Below are 19,862 nucleotides of genomic sequence, written 5' to 3' on the forward strand. Positions count from 1 at the left end.
AATTTCTGTTCTGGAGATCGCAACTCCGGATTCTATCAAAACCGTGTCACCGATCTTCGCCTCCGTCAGAAACGTGAGTGAGACACGCAGAAGGGCTCACCGCCAGACCGCATGGCGGGCTGGTCTCTGTGTTGAAAAACAGCAATGTCAAAACACATGATTTCTTCTTAGACACGGTACGAGCTTGTTCCGCGGCGTTGTTCTTCGTTTGCCAGCCGGGCCGCATAGATCTGCCCGAGCGAGATGCCGCCATCATTCGATGGGACACGCTGATGCCAGTAAGGCCTGAACCCAGATGCCGTCAAACGCTTCACCGTTTTTTCCGTCAGATATCTGTTCTGAAAGCAGCCCCCGGACAGTACAACACGGCTCACACCGGCCGCCTGTGCCGTCTCTACAATCGCCTCGACAAGTGCATTGTGGAATTTCTTGGAGATAAGTGAAGTTGCCACACATTTCCGGGAATCAGACCAGATATCTCTGATCATCTGGGTCCAATCCAGCACGTACGCCGGGCGATCGGAGTGACTCCGCCCTGCTTCTCCAGAGTCTACTTCGCCATCTCGGTTTCGATCGAGCACACATCTGTAGGTTTGCTCAGAGGTCTCGCCAGCCAGGGCGAACTCCAGTTCCATCGCTGCCTGTCCTTCAAAACTGTTCCTATGCCGCAGACCGATGACAGACGCGACACCGTCGAAAAGCCTGCCAGCACTCGAGGTCAAAGGGGCATGAACGCCATTCTTCAACATCTGCAAAACCACACTCATTTCGGCAACCGAGAATGCAGACATCGGAGCAAGGTCTCTTTCACGCAGGACTGTTTCTCCCATCGCTTCGTACAACAACCCTGCGGCAGTTCTGCGCGGTTCCTTGATCGCCTTTTCTCCGCCTGCAAGCCGGAACGTCTTGAACGCTGCGAACCGCTCAAATCCTGAGCCCCTGGTGATAAGGAATTCGCCCCCCCACACCGTTCCATCCGTGCCATATCCTGTTCCATCCCATGATACTCCGAGCACCTCTCCTTCGATTTGATTCTCGGCCATGCACGACAACACGTGGGCGTGGTGGTGCTGGACCTCGACCACGTCCGAACTGACCCTTCGTGCTTCTTTGGAAGAGAAGTAATCGGGGTGCATGTCACACACCATGACGGGAGACACGACACCGTACATCTCAGGAAGATCGGCGCACACTTTTCGGAATGCCTCCAGCGACTGATGGGTTTCGAGGTCTCCAATGTGCTGGCTGATGAATGCATTCCCCTCCACCGCAATCGTAACGGTGTTCTTCAGATGAGCACCGACTGCCAGGAAAGCCGAGTTGCTGCTCCCAGGGATCTGGATCGGCAACGGAGCATATCCGCGGGCTCTGCGCATCACGAGTTCACGTCCAAGGATAACTCGAGCGATTGAATCATCGATATGCCTCACAATCGGCCGGTCGTGAACAAGAAACACGTCGGCAATTCCTCTTAACCTCCTCAATGCCTCGCGCTCATCGATACAGATCGGCTCGTCGGACAGATTTCCGCTGGTCGCAACAACCGGATGGTTCAGCTCTCTCATCAGAAGGTGATGAAGAGGCGTATACGGGAGCATGACTCCAAGATATGGATTCTGAGGAGCCAGCGATTTGGCAAGTCCCAGATTCGAGACCTGCCTGCCATAGAGCTCCCTGTTATCCTTCTTCTGCAGCAGCACGATCGGCGCTTCCGGCGAGAAGAGCAGGCGTTGTTCCAGATCGGAAACCAGGCATTCTTCCTCTACCATTTCAATCGAAGGGAACATGATCGCGAACGGTTTTTCTTCGCGATGTTTGCGATCCCTCAGCCGCTGAATAGCTTCCTCGCTGCGTGCGTCCGCAATCAAATGAAAACCGCCAAGCCCTTTCAATGCGACGATGACGCCATCCCGGATTGCTTGCGCCGCTCCCACCAGCGCACCGTGGTGACGAGAGAGTACGTTTCCTTCATGATCCCAGAGTTCAAGGTGCGGTCCGCAGGCCGGGCAGGCTGTTGGCTGTGCATGGAACCTTCTATCAGCCGGATCGTCGTATTCCTTCCTGCATTCGGTACACATTGCAAACCGCTTCATCGACGTATTCGGGCGATCGTACGGCAACGATTCGATGATGGAATAACGCGGCCCGCAGTTTGTACAGTTGGTGAAAGGATAGAGATACCGCCGATTTTCAGGATCGATGATATCTGTGAGACACTCCGGACACGTAGCAATGTCGGGAAGTACGAGGGCCGTTTTCGGCCCATGGCTCTCGCTTTCTTTTATCTCGAAGGAGTTAAATCCGACGGGATCGAGAAACGAGAACTCCAGGCTCTGAATGAAAGAGCGGGGCGGCTTTTCGTTCTGCAATCGAAGGAGGAATTGATCAAGAGCCTCCTTGACGCCCTCAACTTCAATGAAGACACCCTGAGCTGTGTTTGAGACCCACCCTGGCAGCTTCAGCTCAGACGCAAGCCGATACACAAAGGGGCGAAAGCCTACTCCCTGCACTGCGCCGCGGATGATGACCTTCAGTCGCAAATTCTTGCCGCTCTCCATGCTCTCTCTCGGTAAGGATTCCGTCACGAATGCAGGCTCTTCTCAAGCCATGCACACCACTCTGGGATTCCGGATTTCGTTGTGCACGATGTCTCAAACACGCGTAACGACGGATTGATGCTCAGAGCGTTGGTCTTGAGAGCGTTCAGATCGCAATTGAGATATGGGAGCAGATCGATCTTGTTGACGATCAACGCCGACGCATGCTGGAACATTGCCGGATACTTCAACGGTTTGTCATCCCCCTCCGTCGTGCTCGCTACCACTACTTTGAGTTCTTCGCCCAGGTCATAATTGGAGGGACACACAAGGTTTCCGACATTTTCGATGATGAGAAGCCTCACGCCGTCGAGGTCGAGATTCCCCAAGGCGTCTTCGACGAGCTTTGCCTCAAGATGGCAGCCGCCGTTGGTGACAATTTGAACAACTGGTGCGTCATAACGTGCAATGCGCTGCGCGTCGAAGTCAGTCTGCACATCCCCCTCGATGACCGCCACCTTGACCCTGTGGTTGAAATATTCCAGCGTTCGTTCCAGGATGCTCGTCTTCCCTGAGCCTGGCGAACTGACAAGGTTGATGACGAACAGCTGTTTGGATGAGAAGAAAGCCCTGTTGCGCTTCGCGATCTCATCGTTCTTCTCCAGCACTTTGCGTTCGACCGTGATGATACTCATGGTGTTTTCTCTTCTTCCGTGTCGAGTTCAATTTCTGTAACCTGAAGCTCCCTTCCGGAAATAACCGTCGTGTTAATACTCCCGCACTCGGGGCACACAACAAAGCCAATGTCATTAACAAATGTCTTCCTGCATTCGTTGCACTGGACCGCGAACGGGATCTGCTCAATTTCAAGCCGAGCTTGCACGAGCGGCGTGTCCGCCGAGATGGCGGTGAAACAAAAGTCCAGGGAATCTGCGACGACGCCGGAGAGTGCCCCGATCTTCAGACGCACAACCCGGACATCTTGAAGCTCATTCTTCGGAACACTTTGATGAATGATATCGACGATATTCTCGGCAAATGACAATTCGTGCACGTTGAATGGCTTTCAGATGTTGAGATCTGGTGGTTCGATCGTAATGACTCAACAAGGGTGCCAATGGGGAATTCGAGGAAATATAGCGAATTCAGAAGACTGGTTCTCACTTGTAAGATTGTTTTTCCCTGTCTCTACAACTGCTGGGATTAGGTTGTTGGTGATTGAACAAAGGCGTGTTGAATTGCTCCGGAGGTCTTTGATGAGGATAGCGATGAGAAACGGCATGGCAAGCGGACTGAACAGAGCGGCCGTGAAACAGAACGATGGCCGCCACCTCCCTCAGCATATGAGGGATTAGTGATAACGGCCATCGTTGAACAGCGCCAAGGAGTGCTGGCACTGGTGACAGATCAGAGCCACCAGATCCGGCCTTGCTCCTTATTTTCGTTTCTCCATCGGCACGAAGTTTCGCTCGTCAGATCCGAGATACACCTGACGTGGGCGGGCGATCTTCTGATCCGGATCCAGCAGCAGTTCTTGCCACTGAGCCAGCCATCCCGACATGCGCGGGATTGCGAAGAGAACGGTGAACGCCTCACTCGGGAATCCCAACGCCTCGTAGATGATGCCCGAATAGAAGTCCACATTAGGATAGAGTTTCCTCTTCACAAAGTACTCATCCTGCAGAGCGATACGTTCAAGCTCAACTGCAATTTCGAGGAGCGGATTCTTCCCGGTGACCTCGAAGACACTTTCTGCCGTCTGCTTGATGATTTTCGCCCGAGGATCGTAGTTCTTATACACCCTGTGTCCGAATCCCATCAAGCGTCCACCTTCGCCCGATTTCACCTTGTTGACGAATTCGGGAACGTTGTTCTTCGAACCGATTTCACGAAGCATGCGAAGCACTTGTTCGTTTGCCCCTCCGTGTAGCGGCCCGTACAGCGCCGCGGCAGCACCAGCTGCAGACACAAATGGATCGGCCTGAGAACTGCCTACGCTTCTCATGACGTTGGCGCTGCAATTCTGTTCGTGATCTGCGTGCAGGATAAACAGGATGTCGAGCGCACGCTCGATGACCGGGTTGACCTTGTATTTCGGCTCGGTCATCTTGAACAACATGCTCAGGAAATTGCCGGGATAGCTGAGATCATTGTCAGGATAGACGTAGGGCTGACCAAGATGATGGCGATATGCGAACGCCGCGATTGTGGGCACTTTGCCGATGAGCCTGAGAATCTGGAGTTTGCGCGATTCCGCGTCGAAAATGTTCTTCGAGTCCGGATAGAACGTGGACATTGCCGCAAGAGTGCTGACAAGCATCCCCATCGGATGCGCGTCGTAGTTGAACCCCTCCATGAACTTCTTGATGTTTTCGTGAACCATTGTATGGTGGGTAACATCGTAAATCCACGTGTCGAGCTGCGGCTTTGTCGGAAGTTCGCCGTTCAGCAGAAGGTATGCAACTTCAAGATATGTGCACTTCTCGGCAAGCTGGTCGATCGGATATCCGCGATAGCGCAGGATCCCTTTGTCGCCATCGATGAAGGTGACCTTGCTATGGCATGAAGCCGTGTTCATGAACGCCGGATCATACGTCATCATGCCAAAATCGTCGTCTTTTATCTTGATTTGGCGAAGGTCAACTGCCTTGATAGTGTCATTGGTAATCGGCAACGTGTATTCCTTGCCGTTGCGTCCGTCCTTGATCAGAAGATTGTCAGGCATATAGCGGTTCCTCCTATGCGTTTTGGATTGTTGAACTGCTTCCCAAATCACTCTGTGTGCGTTTCATTTGATGCGCGAATTGTCTTTTTCTGTTCGGCTGTGGTGAAGAATCCAGTCGCCGGGAGATCTCCCTGCTCAAATGGACGGGATGCCTGAATGCCTGCGGCCGTCAAGGAATACTACTGCGCTTCTCAAATTCGACAACGTCATAGCCTTGATATTTGCTCAATTTTCGTGCCATTGTAGCAGTCGCTTAAGTACTCAACAATAGCAGAGTGCATATTATTTCTGCGATAACGAAGTTCTTAGCGTTGACAGAATCTCGGAACCCGTTCTCACAAATGCCAAAGGGGCCTCATAGTGAAGAGATCTTCCAGCCAGAACGTGCACTTGGGACGCTGGAAACAGCTCGGCCCGTGTCGAGCCGGGCCGAGTTGATTCATGAGGAGAACATCATTTTTCCAACAATAAACTGCTCAGTTCAGAAGCTTTCTTGCCACATCTTTGCACAAACTAAATCAGAACATGTTGAATCCTACGGGCGACACGGTGAGTCGGCTTCACAGAACATACGGAATGAACATCTTGGTCTCTGCGATATAAGCGGCATACTCTTCTCCGAATTTTTCAAGCATTTCTTTCTCCTCGCGTTGGGCCGTTCCAACAATGGCGGCCACATCGATCATTGCACAGACGCCACCAGCCCACGAAAGCTGCTTGAAGAAAATGCCCAGCCCGAGAATGATCAGGGAAGCATAAAGAGGGTGACGGATATACTTGAAAGAGCCCACTTTCACGAGCCGGGTGGTATTCTCAAACTGACCAGCAGGCTTACCTACGGCCCGGAGCAACCGAAATCCGTCAACAGCCGGGATGATTGACCCACATAACAGTAACCAGGAAATGACCTGGTGCCACGAAAACGGATCGACAAACCAGAAGCGCCAATTGAGCAAACACAGCAGCAGAATGCTCTCGAACGCGAAGAACCGGTAGAGGCCGTGGAATCTCCCGGCCTTCACCGAGAAATCCCACGTGAAAAACATCAATCCGAGTGTCCCAATCACCAGGACGACTATTTCGCCATCATCCATCAATGCTTGCAGTCCTCTCGATTCAATCCTCTTCTTTTCATTTCTTGCTTCGTTGAACAGGCTGTCGGATGATCGTCTTCATCTTTTCCGGTTTTGCCTTTCTGGGATCGCTCAAATATATCTCGTGATGCTTCCCCGTCAGCTCGAGGTTCCGTTCCTTTGCGAAGGAGTGCAGGTGCTGTATGGTCGGTCCCTCTTGCGCGTAAGTTCCGATGTGCATGATTTGGACGCAGAGGCCCTCGTCCATACTCTCGAGTCGGATTCTCCCCAATGCTGCCAATCCCTTCTTTTCCATTGCGCTCTTCAGGCCCTTAAAGAAGAGCGACTTCGTCACGACTTTCGGCTGCAGAATCATCAGCGTCCATTTCCAGCGATCCCGACGGCCAGTGAGGAACGAGTTCATATCATCCGCCCACCACAATCCCTCGAGCGAACTGACGGGATAGTCGATTCCCTTTTCTTTCTTCATCATGAACTTCAGCGTGTATGCTGCCGTGTACATAGCTTGGACCGCTTCCGCAAAAGCCGGAGAAACATTTGGGTCCCCGGAACCATCAATCATGAGATACCGGAACTTCGGCACTCGGACAATTTCTACCTCCTTCGGTGAAGGAGAATTGAGTTCCTTGAGCTCTCTTCGCAAATCGATCTTCTTCATGAGAACGTACCTCCCGAAAGGTTTTCGTTCTATTGCCTCCCGTGAACCTGATGCGCGTTTCCTTTCGGATAGGTGCCGAACAATTTCGACATCCATCTGTGGAAACCGTGGATAGACGTTACGGGCTCGGCAAACATCAGGATACACTGACCGTGGACCGCAGTGATGCCGTGCTTTTCGCAGAAACGAATCGCCGAGTACGATTCTGCCCCCCTCTGCATCCACACACGATCGACACCTGCATCCAGAACCTCATTGAGAAATATTTCAGTCTGCACGGGAGGGACACAAATCACCACACCACCCACCTTCTCGGGGAGAGCCTTCAAGCCGAGATAGCAACGGTCACCTTCAATAGAGTCAGCTTCACGATGGATGGGGAACAATCTGTACCCTTGCTGCTTCAACGTCCTATAGATCGCGTTACCGAACTTCTTCGTGTTTCTGGATACTCCAACCACAGCGAATGATCGCTGCGAAAGGAATTCAGAGATCTCAACCTGTGTTGGTTTCATGTCTTCTTGCCGCCTTTCCTTGTCGTCGCGCGTTTCCTGGGTTTCGTGTTCAGCTTCACAAGCACCTCTTCGGCCGCGAGGACCTCGCCACAAGGGACCATGACCTTGATCTCATTGATGATGTGGCCATCATACTCACCAGAAGCTCTGAAGAGAGTATAGTCTGATCCACCCAACGACACCGGGCTCGCTTTCCGCGAGTAGAGAAACGGGTGCAGCCCCTTCTTGCCGAGGCAATCACTCACATAGCTCGCGGCAGCCTCGTCACTGACGCCGTACACTCTGGCCATCGCCTCATAGATCTCATAGTCCTCATGCTTGTGACACAGGTATCGCTTGTTGACCAGCGAGGCACAGCGCGTGCAGTACGAAAGGCAGCAGATGATGCAGACGCCGACCGCGTCACTGCCTTTGTGATTGGAGCAGTGCAGCCCCACAGTGAAGACGCTTCCACAGTTGGGGCAAAATTCAGCATCCTTCGCGACTTGTTCTCGGCATTCGCCGCAAAGTTGCGATTTGTTTCTTCGGATGCGCATTGGATGCCTCCTCGAGGTTGCAACCAGCCGGTGAGACTTCTGCACGCCTTAGTTGCTATGTCCAGGTGTGGCAATCTACATATCTGGCAGGGCGAAGTAATCCGGTGCGGTTGGCCTCAGCTCGCCACAATGGTACTGTTCTTTCTCAACTGACGCAACGGCAACAGATTGGATCCGATCTTGCTCCCGAATAGCAAAAACCGGTTATTGAGATCGTTTCTGTTGGCAAAAATGCGAACAGCTGCCAGGAGGCAGCTGTTCGTGAGGATCTGGATTTCAGTATGAGAGGAGGACAACCTCATCGATACTCAGAGGGTCAAACTTCTCAGCATCGGTTGATCTCCTCGATTATCTGCCCCTCCTTGTCCCGAATCCTGAGTATGAACGGCCTTCGTCCTGGCATTGAATGCGTCGCACATCCGAAGCAGGGATCGTACGCCCTGAACGCCATCTCGATCATGTTCAGCGTCCCTTCGGATACTTCCTTCCCTTTCTTGATCAAACCGCGGGCTGCCTTGTTGATCGACATCGAAATGGGGGCGTAGTTGTTCGTCGTGCCGACGATGAGGTTTACTTTTGTCACCATTCCTTTTGCATCGGTCGTGTAGTGGTGCGTGAGAGTGCCGCGCGGAGCTTCAACAATGCCGACTCCTTCTGTGGGAATCTCGGTCGGAATTGTCCGGAAGTTCGTCCCGGTTATCTCGGGGTCGCGCACGAGATCGAGCGCCATTTCGGCGGCTGATAGCAACTCGATGACCCGTGCCCAGTGCGTTGCAAGTGTGGCGTGAACCGGCTTTCCTCCCAGCGTAGAATACATTTTCTCATACTCCGCCTGAGCCAACGGGGTCGGCATGCCATCTGACGCATTCAGCCGGGATAATGGCGTCGCACGGTACACACCGCTCTCCTTCCCGTCGACGAGGCCCTTCCACCCGACTTTTTTCAGGAAGGGGAACTTAAGGTACGTCCATGGTTCGACCTCTTCGGCAATGTTCTCGAGGTACTCGGACGGCGAGTATTTCACAAACTCTTTCCCATCCGGATCCACGACCCTCACTTTTCCGTCATAGAAATTGACCCTGTTGTTCTCATCGACCAATCCCATGTAATACGTCCTGTGAGAGAACGCATCCGAGAGGATGAGGTCGACATATTCCTGATTCTTGAGAACGATATCGTTGAATACCTGGAGGGTGAACTTTCCGAACTCGACAAACCACAGGCAGTGTTCCTCTATCAGTTTTGCTTCTTCAGCCGTGATTCCTTTACTCATGCCCCCCGGGAGAGCCGTGACCTGGTGTGTTTGTTTGCCACCCAGGATCTTGATCACCTGCTGGGTCCTTTTGCGCATTTCGATAACTTTCCCCCCTACCTCAAGGCCAACCTTCTTCACCACGCCGAGTATGTTCCGTTCCGCAGCTGGAGCCGTTGGACCGACGATGAAATCTGGTCCACCGAGGGCATAGAAATGCGTCGTATGGTCACCAGCGAAGAATACATTGTACAGGAGTTGGCGCAATTTCTTGCCGGTTGGCGGAGGAGTAACGTGGAACACCTCATCGCATGCTTTCACCGAAGCCATGTGGTGCGCCTCCGGGCAGACGCCGCAGATGCGCGTCGTAATACGAGGCAATTCCTCCACCGGTCTTCCGACACAGAACTGCTCGAACCCGCGCAATTCGGGTATCTGGAAATATGAATTCTCTACTTCTCCTTCGTCATTAAGAAAGATGTCGATCTTGCCGTGGCCTTCAAGTCGAGTAATCGGATCGATTTTGATATGCTTCATAACTTTTCAACCCTCCGCAGGATCGAGTGAGCAAGAGAAAACCTGTAGAATGTACCTATAGGATCGGCAATCTGATCGAGAATTCTCTCGATCTCCTGCGGATCCTGTGCGTCGATCACAGAACTCAGGGCACTTACCATTTTGGCCCCCTGGTCGACGACATTCGGAGGCGGCCCATAGCAGCCGCGGCATGGCATATTTGCCTTGGTGCAAAGGGCATCGCAACCACTTCTCGTCGCAGGGCCCATGCAGACAATTCCCTGATCGAGGAGGCATTCGTTCGGATCAGGCATGATCTCATAGGGGCGGAAGAATTGTCTGAGTTTCTTCTCCTTCCGCTCGCGGGGGCATTCGTCGCAGCAGGTTTTCTCAGTCGCCCCCAGAACGGATCCTTTCGGCGGGAGAGGCTTGCCGCTCAAGATATGTTCGATGACATTCCATATTTGCTCCGGCTGAGGAGGGCAACCGGGGATGTAGTATTCCACATCCACGGTTTGATCGAGCGCTTTGACCGTTTCCCACATTTCAGGGATTTCGATGGACCCTTCCGGCATCGTCGTGTGTGTTTGCGGAAAGGTTCCGCCGTTCTTCTTGATTGTTGATGGCGATTCTTTATAGACAGAGTTCCAGATGGCGTCCTTCGTCGTCAAGTTCGCCAGCCCGGGGATTCCTCCTTCGAGGGCACATGAACCAAAAGCGACGAGAACTTTCGATTTTGCCCGCAATAGATGCGCGATCTCGAGGTTTTCAGAATTCCGGATCGACCCGTTGAAGAGACACAGGTCAATACTCTTGTCATCCATGGCTCTGACGTCGTCATATTTGAAATCCAAAGCCACCGGCCAGAACACTATATCAAACGCGCTGGCGACGTCGAGGATCTTCTCGTGAATGTCCAGGACGGCGATGTCACACCCTCCGCAACTTGCCGCCCAGTACAGTGCTAACTTCGGCTTCGCCATGATCATCTCCTTCTTTCCGTATTCAAACCTTGTTCCAGCTATTGATGCGCAACGGGCTGGTGAATTTCATTGTGCACCGTGAGCTTGAGAGGACCAAGAGTCCGGATCTCTTCCGTCATCTCATTCACGATTGCCGCAAACCTGTCCCCTTCCGATGCGGACACCCATTCGAGCCGCAAGCGCCGGGGATCAATGCCGAAATCTCTTACCAGCCTCTTCAGGAACGGGATACGCCGGATGGTCTTGTAGTTCCCCTCCTGATAATGGCAGTCACCGAGATGGCACCCCATGACAATGACCCCGTCCGCCCCAAGTTGAAACGCTTTCAGTATGAAGGCCGGGTCAACCCGCCCGCTGCACATCGTCCGGATAACACGGACGTTGGGTGCCGACTTGATGCGCGATACCCCCGCAAGATCTGCGCCGGTATAGGAACACCAGTTGCACAGGAATCCTATGATCTTTGGTTCAAATGCCATAACTCAACACCTTTCCATTGTTCCAGTAATCGACTGCGACCGATCGTGACGGTGACCGGAGATCAGATCATTAATCCATCCAGCTCTGCCAGTATCTGCGCGTCCGTGAATCCCACCCCGATCATTGCGGACGACGGGCACGCTGCAACACACGTTCCGCACCCCTTGCACAACGCCTCGTTGACGTGCGATATTTTCTTATCCTCCAGGAACTCAATGGCACCGTAAGGACAGAGTCCGTTGCACATCTTGCATCCGCTGCAATACTCATCCTGAACCATGGCACGCACCGGCTCGATCTCGACCTCTCCCTTGGAGATCAACGACAGGATACGCGCGGCCGCAGAGCTTGCCTGAGCCACGGTGTCGGGGATATCCTTTGGTCCCTGGGAGCATCCGGCAATGAACACGCCTTCGGTAGCTGTAGAAGTCGGGTCCAGCTTGGGATGACGTTCGAGGAAAAATCCGTCCGGGCTCTTGCTGATCGAAAACAGGCGCTTGATCACTCCGCTGTCTTCACGCGGCTCGATTGCATTGCAGAGAATAGCCATATCAACCGGTATCTCCCGGAACTTGCCGATGAGAGTATCCTCACAACGGATCTTGAGGGAAGGCTCTCCGTTGACGTCCCAGGCCCCTTCGACTATTTCCGCCGCCTTGCCGCGGATCATCGTGATCCCTTCATCGAGCAGACGGTTGTAGAATTCCTCGTATCCCTTGCCGAATGCGCGCATGTCGATGTAGAACTGATAGATTGCTGCATCGGTGCGATCGCGGACGAGGTGGGCAAACTTCAGCGCATACATACAGCAAACACGCGAGCAATACGCGTGATGATTGACGTCCCTTGAACCGATGCAATGAATGATGCCGACCGCCCGGGGCTCTTTGCCGTTCTTCATCACGACCTTGCCCCCCGTTGGCCCGGTGGAATTGAGGATCGCCTCAAAATCAAGGGAGCTGTACACATTGTCGAGGCGCCCATATCCATACTGCGCCATCTTGCCCGCGTCAAAAAGATCGAATCCGGTCGTGAGCAGAACCTGTCCGACCTCGATATCCACGAACTCATCTTCCATCTTGAAGTTGATGGCGTTTGGCTCGCACGCTTTCGCACACGTCTCGCACCCGCCGGTCTGGAAATGGATGCATGAGGCCGTGTCGATGACCGGCACTCTCGGGACAGCCTGGAGTGTCGGGACGTAGATTGGGGTCTTTGGGCCAAGCGTGAATTCCGGTTTCTTCCCGCGATAGTCCTCCAGGACCATCTTCATGTGCCCCGTCGGACAGACGTGTACACACGATCCGCAGACAATGCATCGGTCGGATCGCTCATCGAACGGAAGGACCACTTCGCGCTTGATGCCGGTATGCGCGAAGCCCAGCACTCCCGCTTTCACCACGTCATTGCACATGTTCACACAGTTGCCGCACAGGATGCACGCATCTTCGGCCTCATCACGCTCCAGGCTGACGAACCGCGGCTTCTCTGCGCCCAATCGCTCCCCCATCTCACGGACAACTTTCACATTCGGCCACCGGGACATCATGAGTTCCATGATGACTTTGCGGAGCCACTTCACTTTGTCCGAATTCGTCCGGACAGTCATGCCGCCCCGCACCGGGAAGTTGCATGCGGTCACGATGCGGCTGCGTTTTCCCCTGACCACCTCGACACTACAGAGCCGGCACACACCATATGGCTCACAGTATTCGCTCTGGCACATCGTGGGGATCCAGACGCCCGCTTTTTCCGCGGCTTTCAGAATAGTGGTGTCTTCGATGACTTCGACTGATTGTCCATCAATATTGATCGTTACCATGGTTTTCTCGCTCGTTACTCGACTGAGATTGCATCAAATTTGCAGACATCGTAACAGATACCGCACTTTCCGCACTTGGCCACATCGATTGTATGGACCTGTTTCGACTCTCCGACGATTGCCCCATCGGGACAGTTCTTTGAGCACACGTGGCAGCCGTGTCCTTTTTCGACGCACGCGACCGGATCGATCGTGTAGTGAATGAGCTTGCGGCACTCATGACCAGGACATTTCTTCTCCTTTACATGTGCCTCATATTCTTCCCTGAAGTACTTCAGCGTCGTCAGCACAGGATTCGGGGCTGATCCGCCAAGAGCGCACAGCGAAGACTCAACAACCATATTCGAGAGCTCTTCGAGCAGCACAAGGTCTTCCTCTGTCCCTTCCCCCACGGTGATCTTCTCGAGAATGTCGAGCATGCGCTTTGTCCCTTCGCGGCACGGGACGCATTTGCCGCACGACTCGGTCTGCGTGAATGAGAGGAAGTACTTGGCCATATCGACCATGCAGTTGTCTTCGTCGGCCACGACCATTCCGCCGGACCCCATCATCGAGCCCACTTTTGTCAGCTCTTCGTAGTCGACTGGCAGGTCAAGCAAACTCTCGGGGATGAATCCTCCGGAAGGTCCGCCTGTCTGAACAGCCTTGAATTTCTTTCCGTCTCTTATCCCGCCGCCAATGTCGTAGATGATCTTTCTCAACGTAATGCCCATCGGGACTTCGATCAGGCCCGTGTTGTTCACCTTACCCGAGAGCGAAAAGACCTTGGTTCCTTTGCTGCCTCCCCATGGATCGGCCGTCACGTCTCCCGTTCCAATGCTTGTGAACCATTGCGCTCCGCGCAGGATGATCTGGGGGACGTTCGCCCACGTCTCAACGTTGTTCAGGCACGTCGGCTTGTCCCAGAGCCCCTTTTCGACCGTATGCACGTACTTGGCCCTCGGCTCGCCGGGACGGCCTTCGATAGAAGCCATCAATGCCGTCGATTCACCACAGACGAAAGCGCCCGCTCCACGTGCAATCGTGATATCGAAATCGAGATCTTTCTCAAAGATGTTCTTCCCGAGCAGCCCCGCCTCTCGTGCATGCGTGAGCGCAACCTGCAAACGTTCCAGAGCAATCGGGTACTCATTCCGGATATACACGTATCCATGCTTGGAGCCGACCGCGTATGCCCCAATCAGCATCCCTTCGATTACAGCATGCGGATCTGATTCAATCGTGCTGCGATCCATAAAAGCACCCGGATCTCCTTCATCGGCATTGCACACGATGTAATGGACGTCGCTCGGCATATTCTTGCACGCTTCCCATTTGATGCCGGTAGGGAAACCTCCGCCTCCACGTCCGCGCAGACCGGAGGTCTTGATTTCGCGTATGACATCATCCGGTGTCATGGTGGTAAGGACTTTCGCAAGCGCTTCGTAGCCACCGCGGGCGATATACTCTTCGATGCTCTCCGGGTTGATAATTCCGCGGTTCCGCAAAACAATCGGCATCTGGTCGGCGAAGAATGGGATCTGTGCCATCTTCGGGATCGGTAACTTCGCGTTTGTCGGTGTATACATCAACTGCTTGACAGGGCGGCCCTTTATGAAATGCTCCTTCACGAGGTGTGGTATGTCGCTTTCTTTGAGCAACTGATAGAAGATCCCATCGGGTTGGACGACCATGAGCGGACCCACTGCACAGAATCCGTTGCAGCCAGTCGTCACCACGCCCACCTCATCCTGCAGCCCCTGTTTGCGGATTTCATCCACCAACTTGTCCTTGATTTTCATTGATTGGTTGGCAATGCACCCCGTGCCTGCGCACACCATCAAGTACGATCTATACGCCATGTGAGCGTCTCCTTTGCAGCAGCTGCTTCATGAATGGGTTTTCTCGCTTCGGCGAACGAGAACGTATTCCTTCACAACCTGACCCTTCAGGACGTGTGAATCGAATACCCTTTTCACTTTGTCCGGTGTGAGAGAAACGTACTTGACAGCCATCGGTTCGCCTTGTATCTCAACGGTCATCATCGGCTCCTGCGCACAGTCTCCTGCGCAGCCGGAATTTGTGACAATGACATCATGGAGATGCCGGTCCTCGATTTCAACCATCACCGCTTTCATTATTCCCCTGGCGCCGGCCGCGATCCCGCACGTTCCCGTGTGCACAATCATTCTTACGCGGGCCGTTCCGAGGCGAATTGCCGTCTTGTAGCGCGCTTCGTCCCTGATTCTCTCCAAATCAGCAATTGTCATCTTACCCATCTCTCGATTCCTCCTATTCGTATTGCTTGAGGATTTTTGAAACCTTTGACGCCGGGACTTTTCCGTGAAGGGTTTTCCCGACTGTGATGACCGGAGCGAGACCGCAGCATCCAAGACACCGGACGCTTTCGACGCTGAACTTCTTGTCCGGCGTGGTCTCCCCTTCTTTGATGTTCAGTTCGCGCTCGAACTGCTCCATGATTTTGACTGCTCCCTGAACATAACATGCGGTCCCCGTACACACTGAAATCGGGTGCTTGCCTTTCGGTTTCAAACTGAATGCTTTGTAGAATGTCGCGAGGTTGTATGTCCGACTCGGGGGCACATCCAGATACACCGAGATATACTTCAACACATCCCGAGGGAGGAAATACAGTTCGTTTTGAATGTCGAGCATAACCTGAATGATTGAACTCGGGTGTCTTGGATGTTTCTGAAGTATCGACTCGATGACCTGTGTATCCATGGTTCACCTCAGCATTAGTGTATCAGAGAATCTTCTTCCTGGTTCAGATATCCCCGGATGACCATGCGGGCCTTGACAGACTGAAGCGGATCGCCCGCCAGCTCTTCCCGAATCTCCTTCGAATCGAACACAAATCTTCTTCCCTCCCGGACGTGGAGAAACACGACATCCACATCTTCGCACGCGGTCACAAGAGCCGTGATCGTATCGGTCATGCTCCCCAAGGGCTTGCGATCCGGATGACTTGCCTGAAAAACCGCAGAGACAGTCGTGCCGCGCTCCGGACTCGATGTAATCTCCATCCGACCGTTCGCCTCTTTCGCCGCCTGTTGTAGCAGCGCCAGGCCCATCCCGGTCGTATGTGCCGGCTTCGTCGTGTAGAAGGGGTCGTCGGCCCTTTGCATTTCCTCCGATCTCATCCCCTTCCCATCGTCCGTCACTTCGATGTGCAAGAGATCGCCGGGGACGTCCTCCGTCACGGAGATGTGGATGTTCCGCGCTCCTGCCGCGATTGAATTCTCTGCAATATCAAGTATGTGCAACGAGAGATCTTCCATAATGTCGTTCGTTTTATCAATCACGAAATGCCAAGCCGGGCGAGCCCTGCCACTGTCGCGAAGGTGGGCAGACCTGACACCAGCAGAGCCACGTTATGTTCGGCTGCCATCCGCACTGTATCTGCTTCCGGTTCCCGTCCATGGCTCACGATGATGGCAGCGAGACCTTTCTGAACTGCAACAGCGACTGTGTTTGTATGCACCTGCATCGTCACCCATACATCTCCGGACTTGCTATGAGCAATCACGTCGCTCATAAGATCTCCCGCATACCCACCGGTCACCACACGCCCCAGCAGGTCCTCACTGCAACAGGCCGTGAGTCGCAGCTGCCGGGCGATTTCCCTAAGCTGAATGGACTCGTCCTTCAATATTGCCACGCACTTTTCTGTTTTGTTTCCCGACAACATCCACGAGATTCGTGGAGAGCGTCTCGAACGTCTTCAACGTGAGAAAGACGCAATCGTCGGTTTCGGCATCCCCCTTCACAACATCTTCCGCAAACGTCATGCATGTGGGGGCGCCGCAGACACCGCAATCAATTTGCGGCAGCATATCGTAGATCTGATTCCGGCGCTGCATTTTCTGCAATCCCCGCGAGATATCCTTGTCGAGAGGCTCGACCGGGCTCGGAGCTATTCGGCCGACAAGCGAGAAGAAATCCTTCTGATACAGCTCCCGGATTTTCTCTCTATCGTCGCACGGCTCCGCACCGTGATCCTGCACCATGCGCAGGACCCTTCCCCGGGCGATGTACGGATTCTCGACATTCAGAGATCCACCGACACATGCTGTCGGGCACGAATGGCATTCGATATACTGAATATCCCTCAGCCTGCCGTTTTCGATCTCGTCAAGAACCCTCATCACGTCCGCCAATCCTGCTATCGCGATAGACTCTTCGGCCTTGAGACACGCGACCTGCCCTCCGACGTTTGGCCAGCCAAGGCCGAGCCCGCGAATATCTTTCCTTCCGTTTGTTGCATCAGCGTTCGGCAGTGCGCGAAGAACATCCGGGTAGATTTCAGAGATCGGGATCACGCCGTCAAGGAACGAGTGCTTCTTTCTCGGCGGGTTCTTGAGGGCAGTCATTTTTGCAGGGCAGGGCGCCAGGTAAATCGCTCCAATGTCACTCTCTTTGAGCCCCAGTTCCCGCATTTTCACACGCTTCGCTTCCCTGGCGGCAATCTCCATCGGCGATTCTATGGGAATAAGATGATCGAGGAGATTCGGGTATCGGCTCTGAATCAGTCTCACGATAGTCGGGCAGAACGGCGAAATCATCGGCCGCGGGCTTGGGTTCGTATCCAGATATTCCTGGATCGCGATGCTTACCGATTCCGACGCGCATGTCACATCATAAGCGTCGTCAAATCCGACCGACTTGAGGGCGTTCAGGATCGCGGCGGGCTTGACATCCTTGCCAAATTGAGAGTAAAAGACCGGAGAAGGCAACGCGATTGTGTACTTGAATGCCGACAGATCACTGAAGGAACTTGTCTGCGGCACGATGGCGTGATTCGGACATGCTCTGACGCATTCACCGCAGTCGATGCAGTGATCACTCAGGAGAACTGCTTTCCCTTCGCGCACGCGGATGGCCTGCGTCGGGCAGACGCGCAGGCATCTCATGCGTCCGGTACACTTCTCTCGATTGATCCGTATTGATCGAAATTCGCTTTTCATTCCTGCGTCAGCTGCAAACAAGAGACTATCTATCTATTGGGTCGACTTTTCGTTCACGAGTTTGTCACCAAGCACGATTGACCTGCCGGATGGGATGCGCGTGGCTGGACAATTACTCCAGCACTGCCCACACCCCGTGCATTTCTCCGTGTCGACATATCGGGCTTTCTTCCGTACCCGGATCTTGAAGTTGCCGATGTAGCCGGAAACGCTGTCCACCTCCGAGTACGTCAGCAGTGTGATGTCCTTTCGATGTCCCACGGACACCATCTTCGGCGTCAGGATGCAGGCTGCACAATCCAGCGTCGGGAAGGTCTTGTCGAACTGCCCCATCCTTCCACCGATCGTCGGCTCTTTCTCGACGAGATACACGTGGTGCCCGGCATTCGCGATCTCGAGAGCGGCCTGAATACCAGCGATGCCCCCTCCGACTATGAGCGTGGCCTTGTTGACCGGCATGCGTGTGATCTGAAGCGGCTCCTGGAGCGCGACTCTGCGCACCGCGGCATTGACGAGTGCGATTGCCTTCTTCGTCGCCTGTTCCTTGTCATCGTGGACCCAGGAACAATGCTCACGGATGTTGGCGATCTGAACGAGGTACCGGTTCAGCCCGGCGGATTCAGCCGCCATTCTGAACGTCAACTCGTGCATGAGCGGAGAACAGGCCGCTACCACGACCCTGTTGACACCGAGGTTTTTGATGTCCTGTTTGATCAGATCCTGGCCCGGATCCGAGCACATGAATTTGTAGTCGCGTGCAATGACCACGTTCGGTTGTTTCGCGATGAAATTGCACACCTGCGTAACGTTCACTGTGGCGGAGATGTTGACACCGCAGTGGCAAACGTAGACACCAATCTTTATCTGCCCGTTGCCGTTGGTTGGCTTTGCACTCTCATGCATAGTGAGCCTCCGCTAACGATGTTATCTTGCTGCCCAGAGGAATGAACGATGAATCGAGTCCAAGGCTCTTGGACGGAAGACCGAAAGCGATTCCGAGTAGTTGGGTGAAGTACAGAATGGGGACGTCGAACTTCGTACCGAACGTTTTGTTGATTTTCCCCTGATATGCCTCAAGATTGAAATGACACAGAGGGCAAGTCGTCACGATGACCTCAGCCCCGCTGTCGGCAGCACATTGCAGCAGGTCTTTATTGAGCTTAAGGGCGGTGTCTTCGAATGTCGTCATCAGCATTCCGCCGCAGCATCGGACCTTCATCGGGAAATAGACTGACTCGCCCCCGCAGGCGTCAAACATTCTGTCGAGGAGCATCGGATTTTCGCGATCGTCGAATGTCTTGTCCGGCCGCACGATCTGGCATCCATAATAGGGGGCTATTTTGAGGCCGTTCAGCGTTTGCCGGACACGCCCCCTGATTGCCTCGACTCCGATATCATTCATCAGAACATCAACCGGATGACGGACTTTCGAGGTATTGTTGTAACTCAGGCCTCCTTCGGCCAGAGCTTCGTTCACGTCGCGGTGCATCTCGGGGATCTCTCGGAGGATCCTGTTGGTCTTCAGGAGCACGGTGAAGCACGAGCTGCATGGCGCCAGAATCTCCATTCCCATTTTCTCGGCGATCGCGAGGTTCCTCGCGGAGACTGCAAGCGATACGGTCTCTTTGACTGACATATACATCGTCGCGCCGCAGCAATTCCAGTCGTCGATCTCGACCAGTTCCTGTCCAAGCGCCTTGAATACCTCTCTCACCGATTCATCGTAACCTCGCTGCGTTTTTTCAAGGCTGCAGCCGGGATAATACGCGTATTTCAC

General features: G+C 53.8%; 20 protein-coding genes. All 20 read right to left on the reverse strand.

From position 1 onward, the window contains the following. Positions 1-167 precede the first annotated feature (167 nt). Positions 168-2,585, reverse strand: a complete 2,418-nt coding sequence (gene hypF / locus NTU47_08635; protein MCX6133865.1) for a carbamoyltransferase HypF — start codon at positions 2,583-2,585, stop codon at positions 168-170. Next, positions 2,582-3,232 carry a hydrogenase nickel incorporation protein HypB gene (gene hypB / locus NTU47_08640; protein MCX6133866.1) on the reverse strand — a complete coding sequence of 217 codons (651 nt, stop codon included), beginning with the start codon at positions 3,230-3,232 and terminating at the stop codon, positions 2,582-2,584. Before hypB ends, hypF begins: the two co-directional genes overlap by 4 nt. Continuing rightward, entirely contained in the window at positions 3,229-3,591 is a 363-nt protein-coding gene (hypA, locus tag NTU47_08645; GenBank protein MCX6133867.1) for a hydrogenase maturation nickel metallochaperone HypA, read from the reverse strand. Before hypA ends, hypB begins: the two co-directional genes overlap by 4 nt. A gap of 381 nt (positions 3,592-3,972) precedes the next feature. Further along, positions 3,973-5,262 (reverse strand): citrate synthase, encoded by a 1,290-nt coding sequence (locus NTU47_08650; GenBank protein ID MCX6133868.1) that lies wholly within the window; start codon positions 5,260-5,262, stop codon positions 3,973-3,975. Between the two features lie 560 nt (positions 5,263-5,822). Beyond that, the gene (locus tag NTU47_08655) at positions 5,823-6,356 is read right to left on the reverse strand and encodes an isoprenylcysteine carboxylmethyltransferase family protein (GenBank protein ID MCX6133869.1); all 534 of its coding nucleotides are present in this window, start codon (positions 6,354-6,356) and stop codon (positions 5,823-5,825) included. Positions 6,357-6,393: 37 nt separating this feature from the next. After that, positions 6,394-7,014, reverse strand: a complete 621-nt coding sequence (locus tag NTU47_08660; GenBank protein MCX6133870.1) for a GyrI-like domain-containing protein — start codon at positions 7,012-7,014, stop codon at positions 6,394-6,396. 29 nt (positions 7,015-7,043) lie between these two features. Next, positions 7,044-7,529, reverse strand: coding sequence for a CoA-binding protein (locus tag NTU47_08665; protein ID MCX6133871.1), 486 nt, complete (start codon positions 7,527-7,529; stop codon positions 7,044-7,046). Then, the gene (locus NTU47_08670) at positions 7,526-8,065 is read right to left on the reverse strand and encodes a hypothetical protein (protein ID MCX6133872.1); all 540 of its coding nucleotides are present in this window, start codon (positions 8,063-8,065) and stop codon (positions 7,526-7,528) included. Before NTU47_08670 ends, NTU47_08665 begins: the two co-directional genes overlap by 4 nt. A gap of 325 nt (positions 8,066-8,390) precedes the next feature. Next, positions 8,391-9,854, reverse strand: coding sequence for a Ni/Fe hydrogenase subunit alpha (locus NTU47_08675; GenBank protein ID MCX6133873.1), 1,464 nt, complete (start codon positions 9,852-9,854; stop codon positions 8,391-8,393). Further along, positions 9,851-10,816, reverse strand: coding sequence for a F420-nonreducing hydrogenase (locus tag NTU47_08680; GenBank protein ID MCX6133874.1), 966 nt, complete (start codon positions 10,814-10,816; stop codon positions 9,851-9,853). The genes NTU47_08675 and NTU47_08680 overlap by 4 nt, the downstream gene beginning before the upstream one ends. A gap of 38 nt (positions 10,817-10,854) precedes the next feature. Next, positions 10,855-11,295, reverse strand: coding sequence for a hydrogenase iron-sulfur subunit (locus tag NTU47_08685; protein MCX6133875.1), 441 nt, complete (start codon positions 11,293-11,295; stop codon positions 10,855-10,857). A gap of 62 nt (positions 11,296-11,357) precedes the next feature. Then, complete coding sequence (locus NTU47_08690) at positions 11,358-13,118, reverse strand: 2Fe-2S iron-sulfur cluster-binding protein (protein MCX6133876.1); 1,761 nt, start codon at positions 13,116-13,118, stop codon at positions 11,358-11,360. Positions 13,119-13,132: 14 nt separating this feature from the next. Then, positions 13,133-14,647 (reverse strand): SLBB domain-containing protein, encoded by a 1,515-nt coding sequence (locus NTU47_08695; protein MCX6133877.1) that lies wholly within the window; start codon positions 14,645-14,647, stop codon positions 13,133-13,135. A gap of 339 nt (positions 14,648-14,986) precedes the next feature. After that, positions 14,987-15,376 carry a (2Fe-2S) ferredoxin domain-containing protein gene (locus NTU47_08700; protein ID MCX6133878.1) on the reverse strand — a complete coding sequence of 130 codons (390 nt, stop codon included), beginning with the start codon at positions 15,374-15,376 and terminating at the stop codon, positions 14,987-14,989. Between the two features lie 13 nt (positions 15,377-15,389). Next, positions 15,390-15,842, reverse strand: a complete 453-nt coding sequence (locus NTU47_08705; protein MCX6133879.1) for an NAD(P)H-dependent oxidoreductase subunit E — start codon at positions 15,840-15,842, stop codon at positions 15,390-15,392. 14 nt (positions 15,843-15,856) lie between these two features. Beyond that, positions 15,857-16,399 (reverse strand): ATP-binding protein, encoded by a 543-nt coding sequence (locus NTU47_08710; GenBank protein ID MCX6133880.1) that lies wholly within the window; start codon positions 16,397-16,399, stop codon positions 15,857-15,859. Between the two features lie 20 nt (positions 16,400-16,419). Further along, positions 16,420-16,779, reverse strand: a complete 360-nt coding sequence (locus NTU47_08715) for a DRTGG domain-containing protein (GenBank protein ID MCX6133881.1) — start codon at positions 16,777-16,779, stop codon at positions 16,420-16,422. Continuing rightward, positions 16,745-18,085 (reverse strand): 4Fe-4S binding protein, encoded by a 1,341-nt coding sequence (locus NTU47_08720; protein MCX6133882.1) that lies wholly within the window; start codon positions 18,083-18,085, stop codon positions 16,745-16,747. The genes NTU47_08715 and NTU47_08720 overlap by 35 nt, the downstream gene beginning before the upstream one ends. Positions 18,086-18,118: 33 nt before the next feature. Beyond that, the gene (locus tag NTU47_08725) at positions 18,119-18,988 is read right to left on the reverse strand and encodes an FAD-dependent oxidoreductase (protein ID MCX6133883.1); all 870 of its coding nucleotides are present in this window, start codon (positions 18,986-18,988) and stop codon (positions 18,119-18,121) included. Next, positions 18,981-19,862: a CoB--CoM heterodisulfide reductase iron-sulfur subunit B family protein gene (locus tag NTU47_08730; GenBank protein MCX6133884.1), complete on the reverse strand. Its 882-nt coding sequence runs from the start codon at positions 19,860-19,862 to the stop codon at positions 18,981-18,983. The genes NTU47_08725 and NTU47_08730 overlap by 8 nt, the downstream gene beginning before the upstream one ends.

The sequence above is a fragment of the Ignavibacteriales bacterium genome (genome assembly GCA_026390595.1).
Lineage (GTDB): Bacteria > Bacteroidota > Ignavibacteria > UBA10030 > UBA10030 > UBA9647.

What these genes read in the sequence shown, in the direction of transcription:
- hypB (MCX6133866.1), bottom strand. Translation starts at nt 3,232, where the DNA reads ATGAGTATCATCACGGTCGAACGCAAAGTGCTGGAGAAGAACGATGAG.
- NTU47_08650 (MCX6133868.1), bottom strand. Translation starts at nt 5,262, where the DNA reads ATGCCTGACAATCTTCTGATCAAGGACGGACGCAACGGCAAGGAATAC.
- NTU47_08655 (MCX6133869.1), bottom strand. Translation starts at nt 6,356, where the DNA reads ATGGATGATGGCGAAATAGTCGTCCTGGTGATTGGGACACTCGGATTG.
- NTU47_08660 (MCX6133870.1), bottom strand. Translation starts at nt 7,014, where the DNA reads ATGAAGAAGATCGATTTGCGAAGAGAGCTCAAGGAACTCAATTCTCCT.
- NTU47_08665 (MCX6133871.1), bottom strand. Translation starts at nt 7,529, where the DNA reads ATGAAACCAACACAGGTTGAGATCTCTGAATTCCTTTCGCAGCGATCA.
- NTU47_08670 (MCX6133872.1), bottom strand. Translation starts at nt 8,065, where the DNA reads ATGCGCATCCGAAGAAACAAATCGCAACTTTGCGGCGAATGCCGAGAA.
- NTU47_08675 (MCX6133873.1), bottom strand. Translation starts at nt 9,854, where the DNA reads ATGAAGCATATCAAAATCGATCCGATTACTCGACTTGAAGGCCACGGC.
- NTU47_08680 (MCX6133874.1), bottom strand. Translation starts at nt 10,816, where the DNA reads ATGGCGAAGCCGAAGTTAGCACTGTACTGGGCGGCAAGTTGCGGAGGG.
- NTU47_08685 (MCX6133875.1), bottom strand. Translation starts at nt 11,295, where the DNA reads ATGGCATTTGAACCAAAGATCATAGGATTCCTGTGCAACTGGTGTTCC.
- NTU47_08690 (MCX6133876.1), bottom strand. Translation starts at nt 13,118, where the DNA reads ATGGTAACGATCAATATTGATGGACAATCAGTCGAAGTCATCGAAGAC.
- NTU47_08695 (MCX6133877.1), bottom strand. Translation starts at nt 14,647, where the DNA reads ATGGCACAGATCCCATTCTTCGCCGACCAGATGCCGATTGTTTTGCGG.
- NTU47_08700 (MCX6133878.1), bottom strand. Translation starts at nt 15,376, where the DNA reads ATGGGTAAGATGACAATTGCTGATTTGGAGAGAATCAGGGACGAAGCG.
- NTU47_08705 (MCX6133879.1), bottom strand. Translation starts at nt 15,842, where the DNA reads ATGGATACACAGGTCATCGAGTCGATACTTCAGAAACATCCAAGACAC.
- NTU47_08710 (MCX6133880.1), bottom strand. Translation starts at nt 16,399, where the DNA reads ATGGAAGATCTCTCGTTGCACATACTTGATATTGCAGAGAATTCAATC.
- NTU47_08720 (MCX6133882.1), bottom strand. Translation starts at nt 18,085, where the DNA reads ATGAAAAGCGAATTTCGATCAATACGGATCAATCGAGAGAAGTGTACC.
- NTU47_08725 (MCX6133883.1), bottom strand. Translation starts at nt 18,988, where the DNA reads ATGCATGAGAGTGCAAAGCCAACCAACGGCAACGGGCAGATAAAGATT.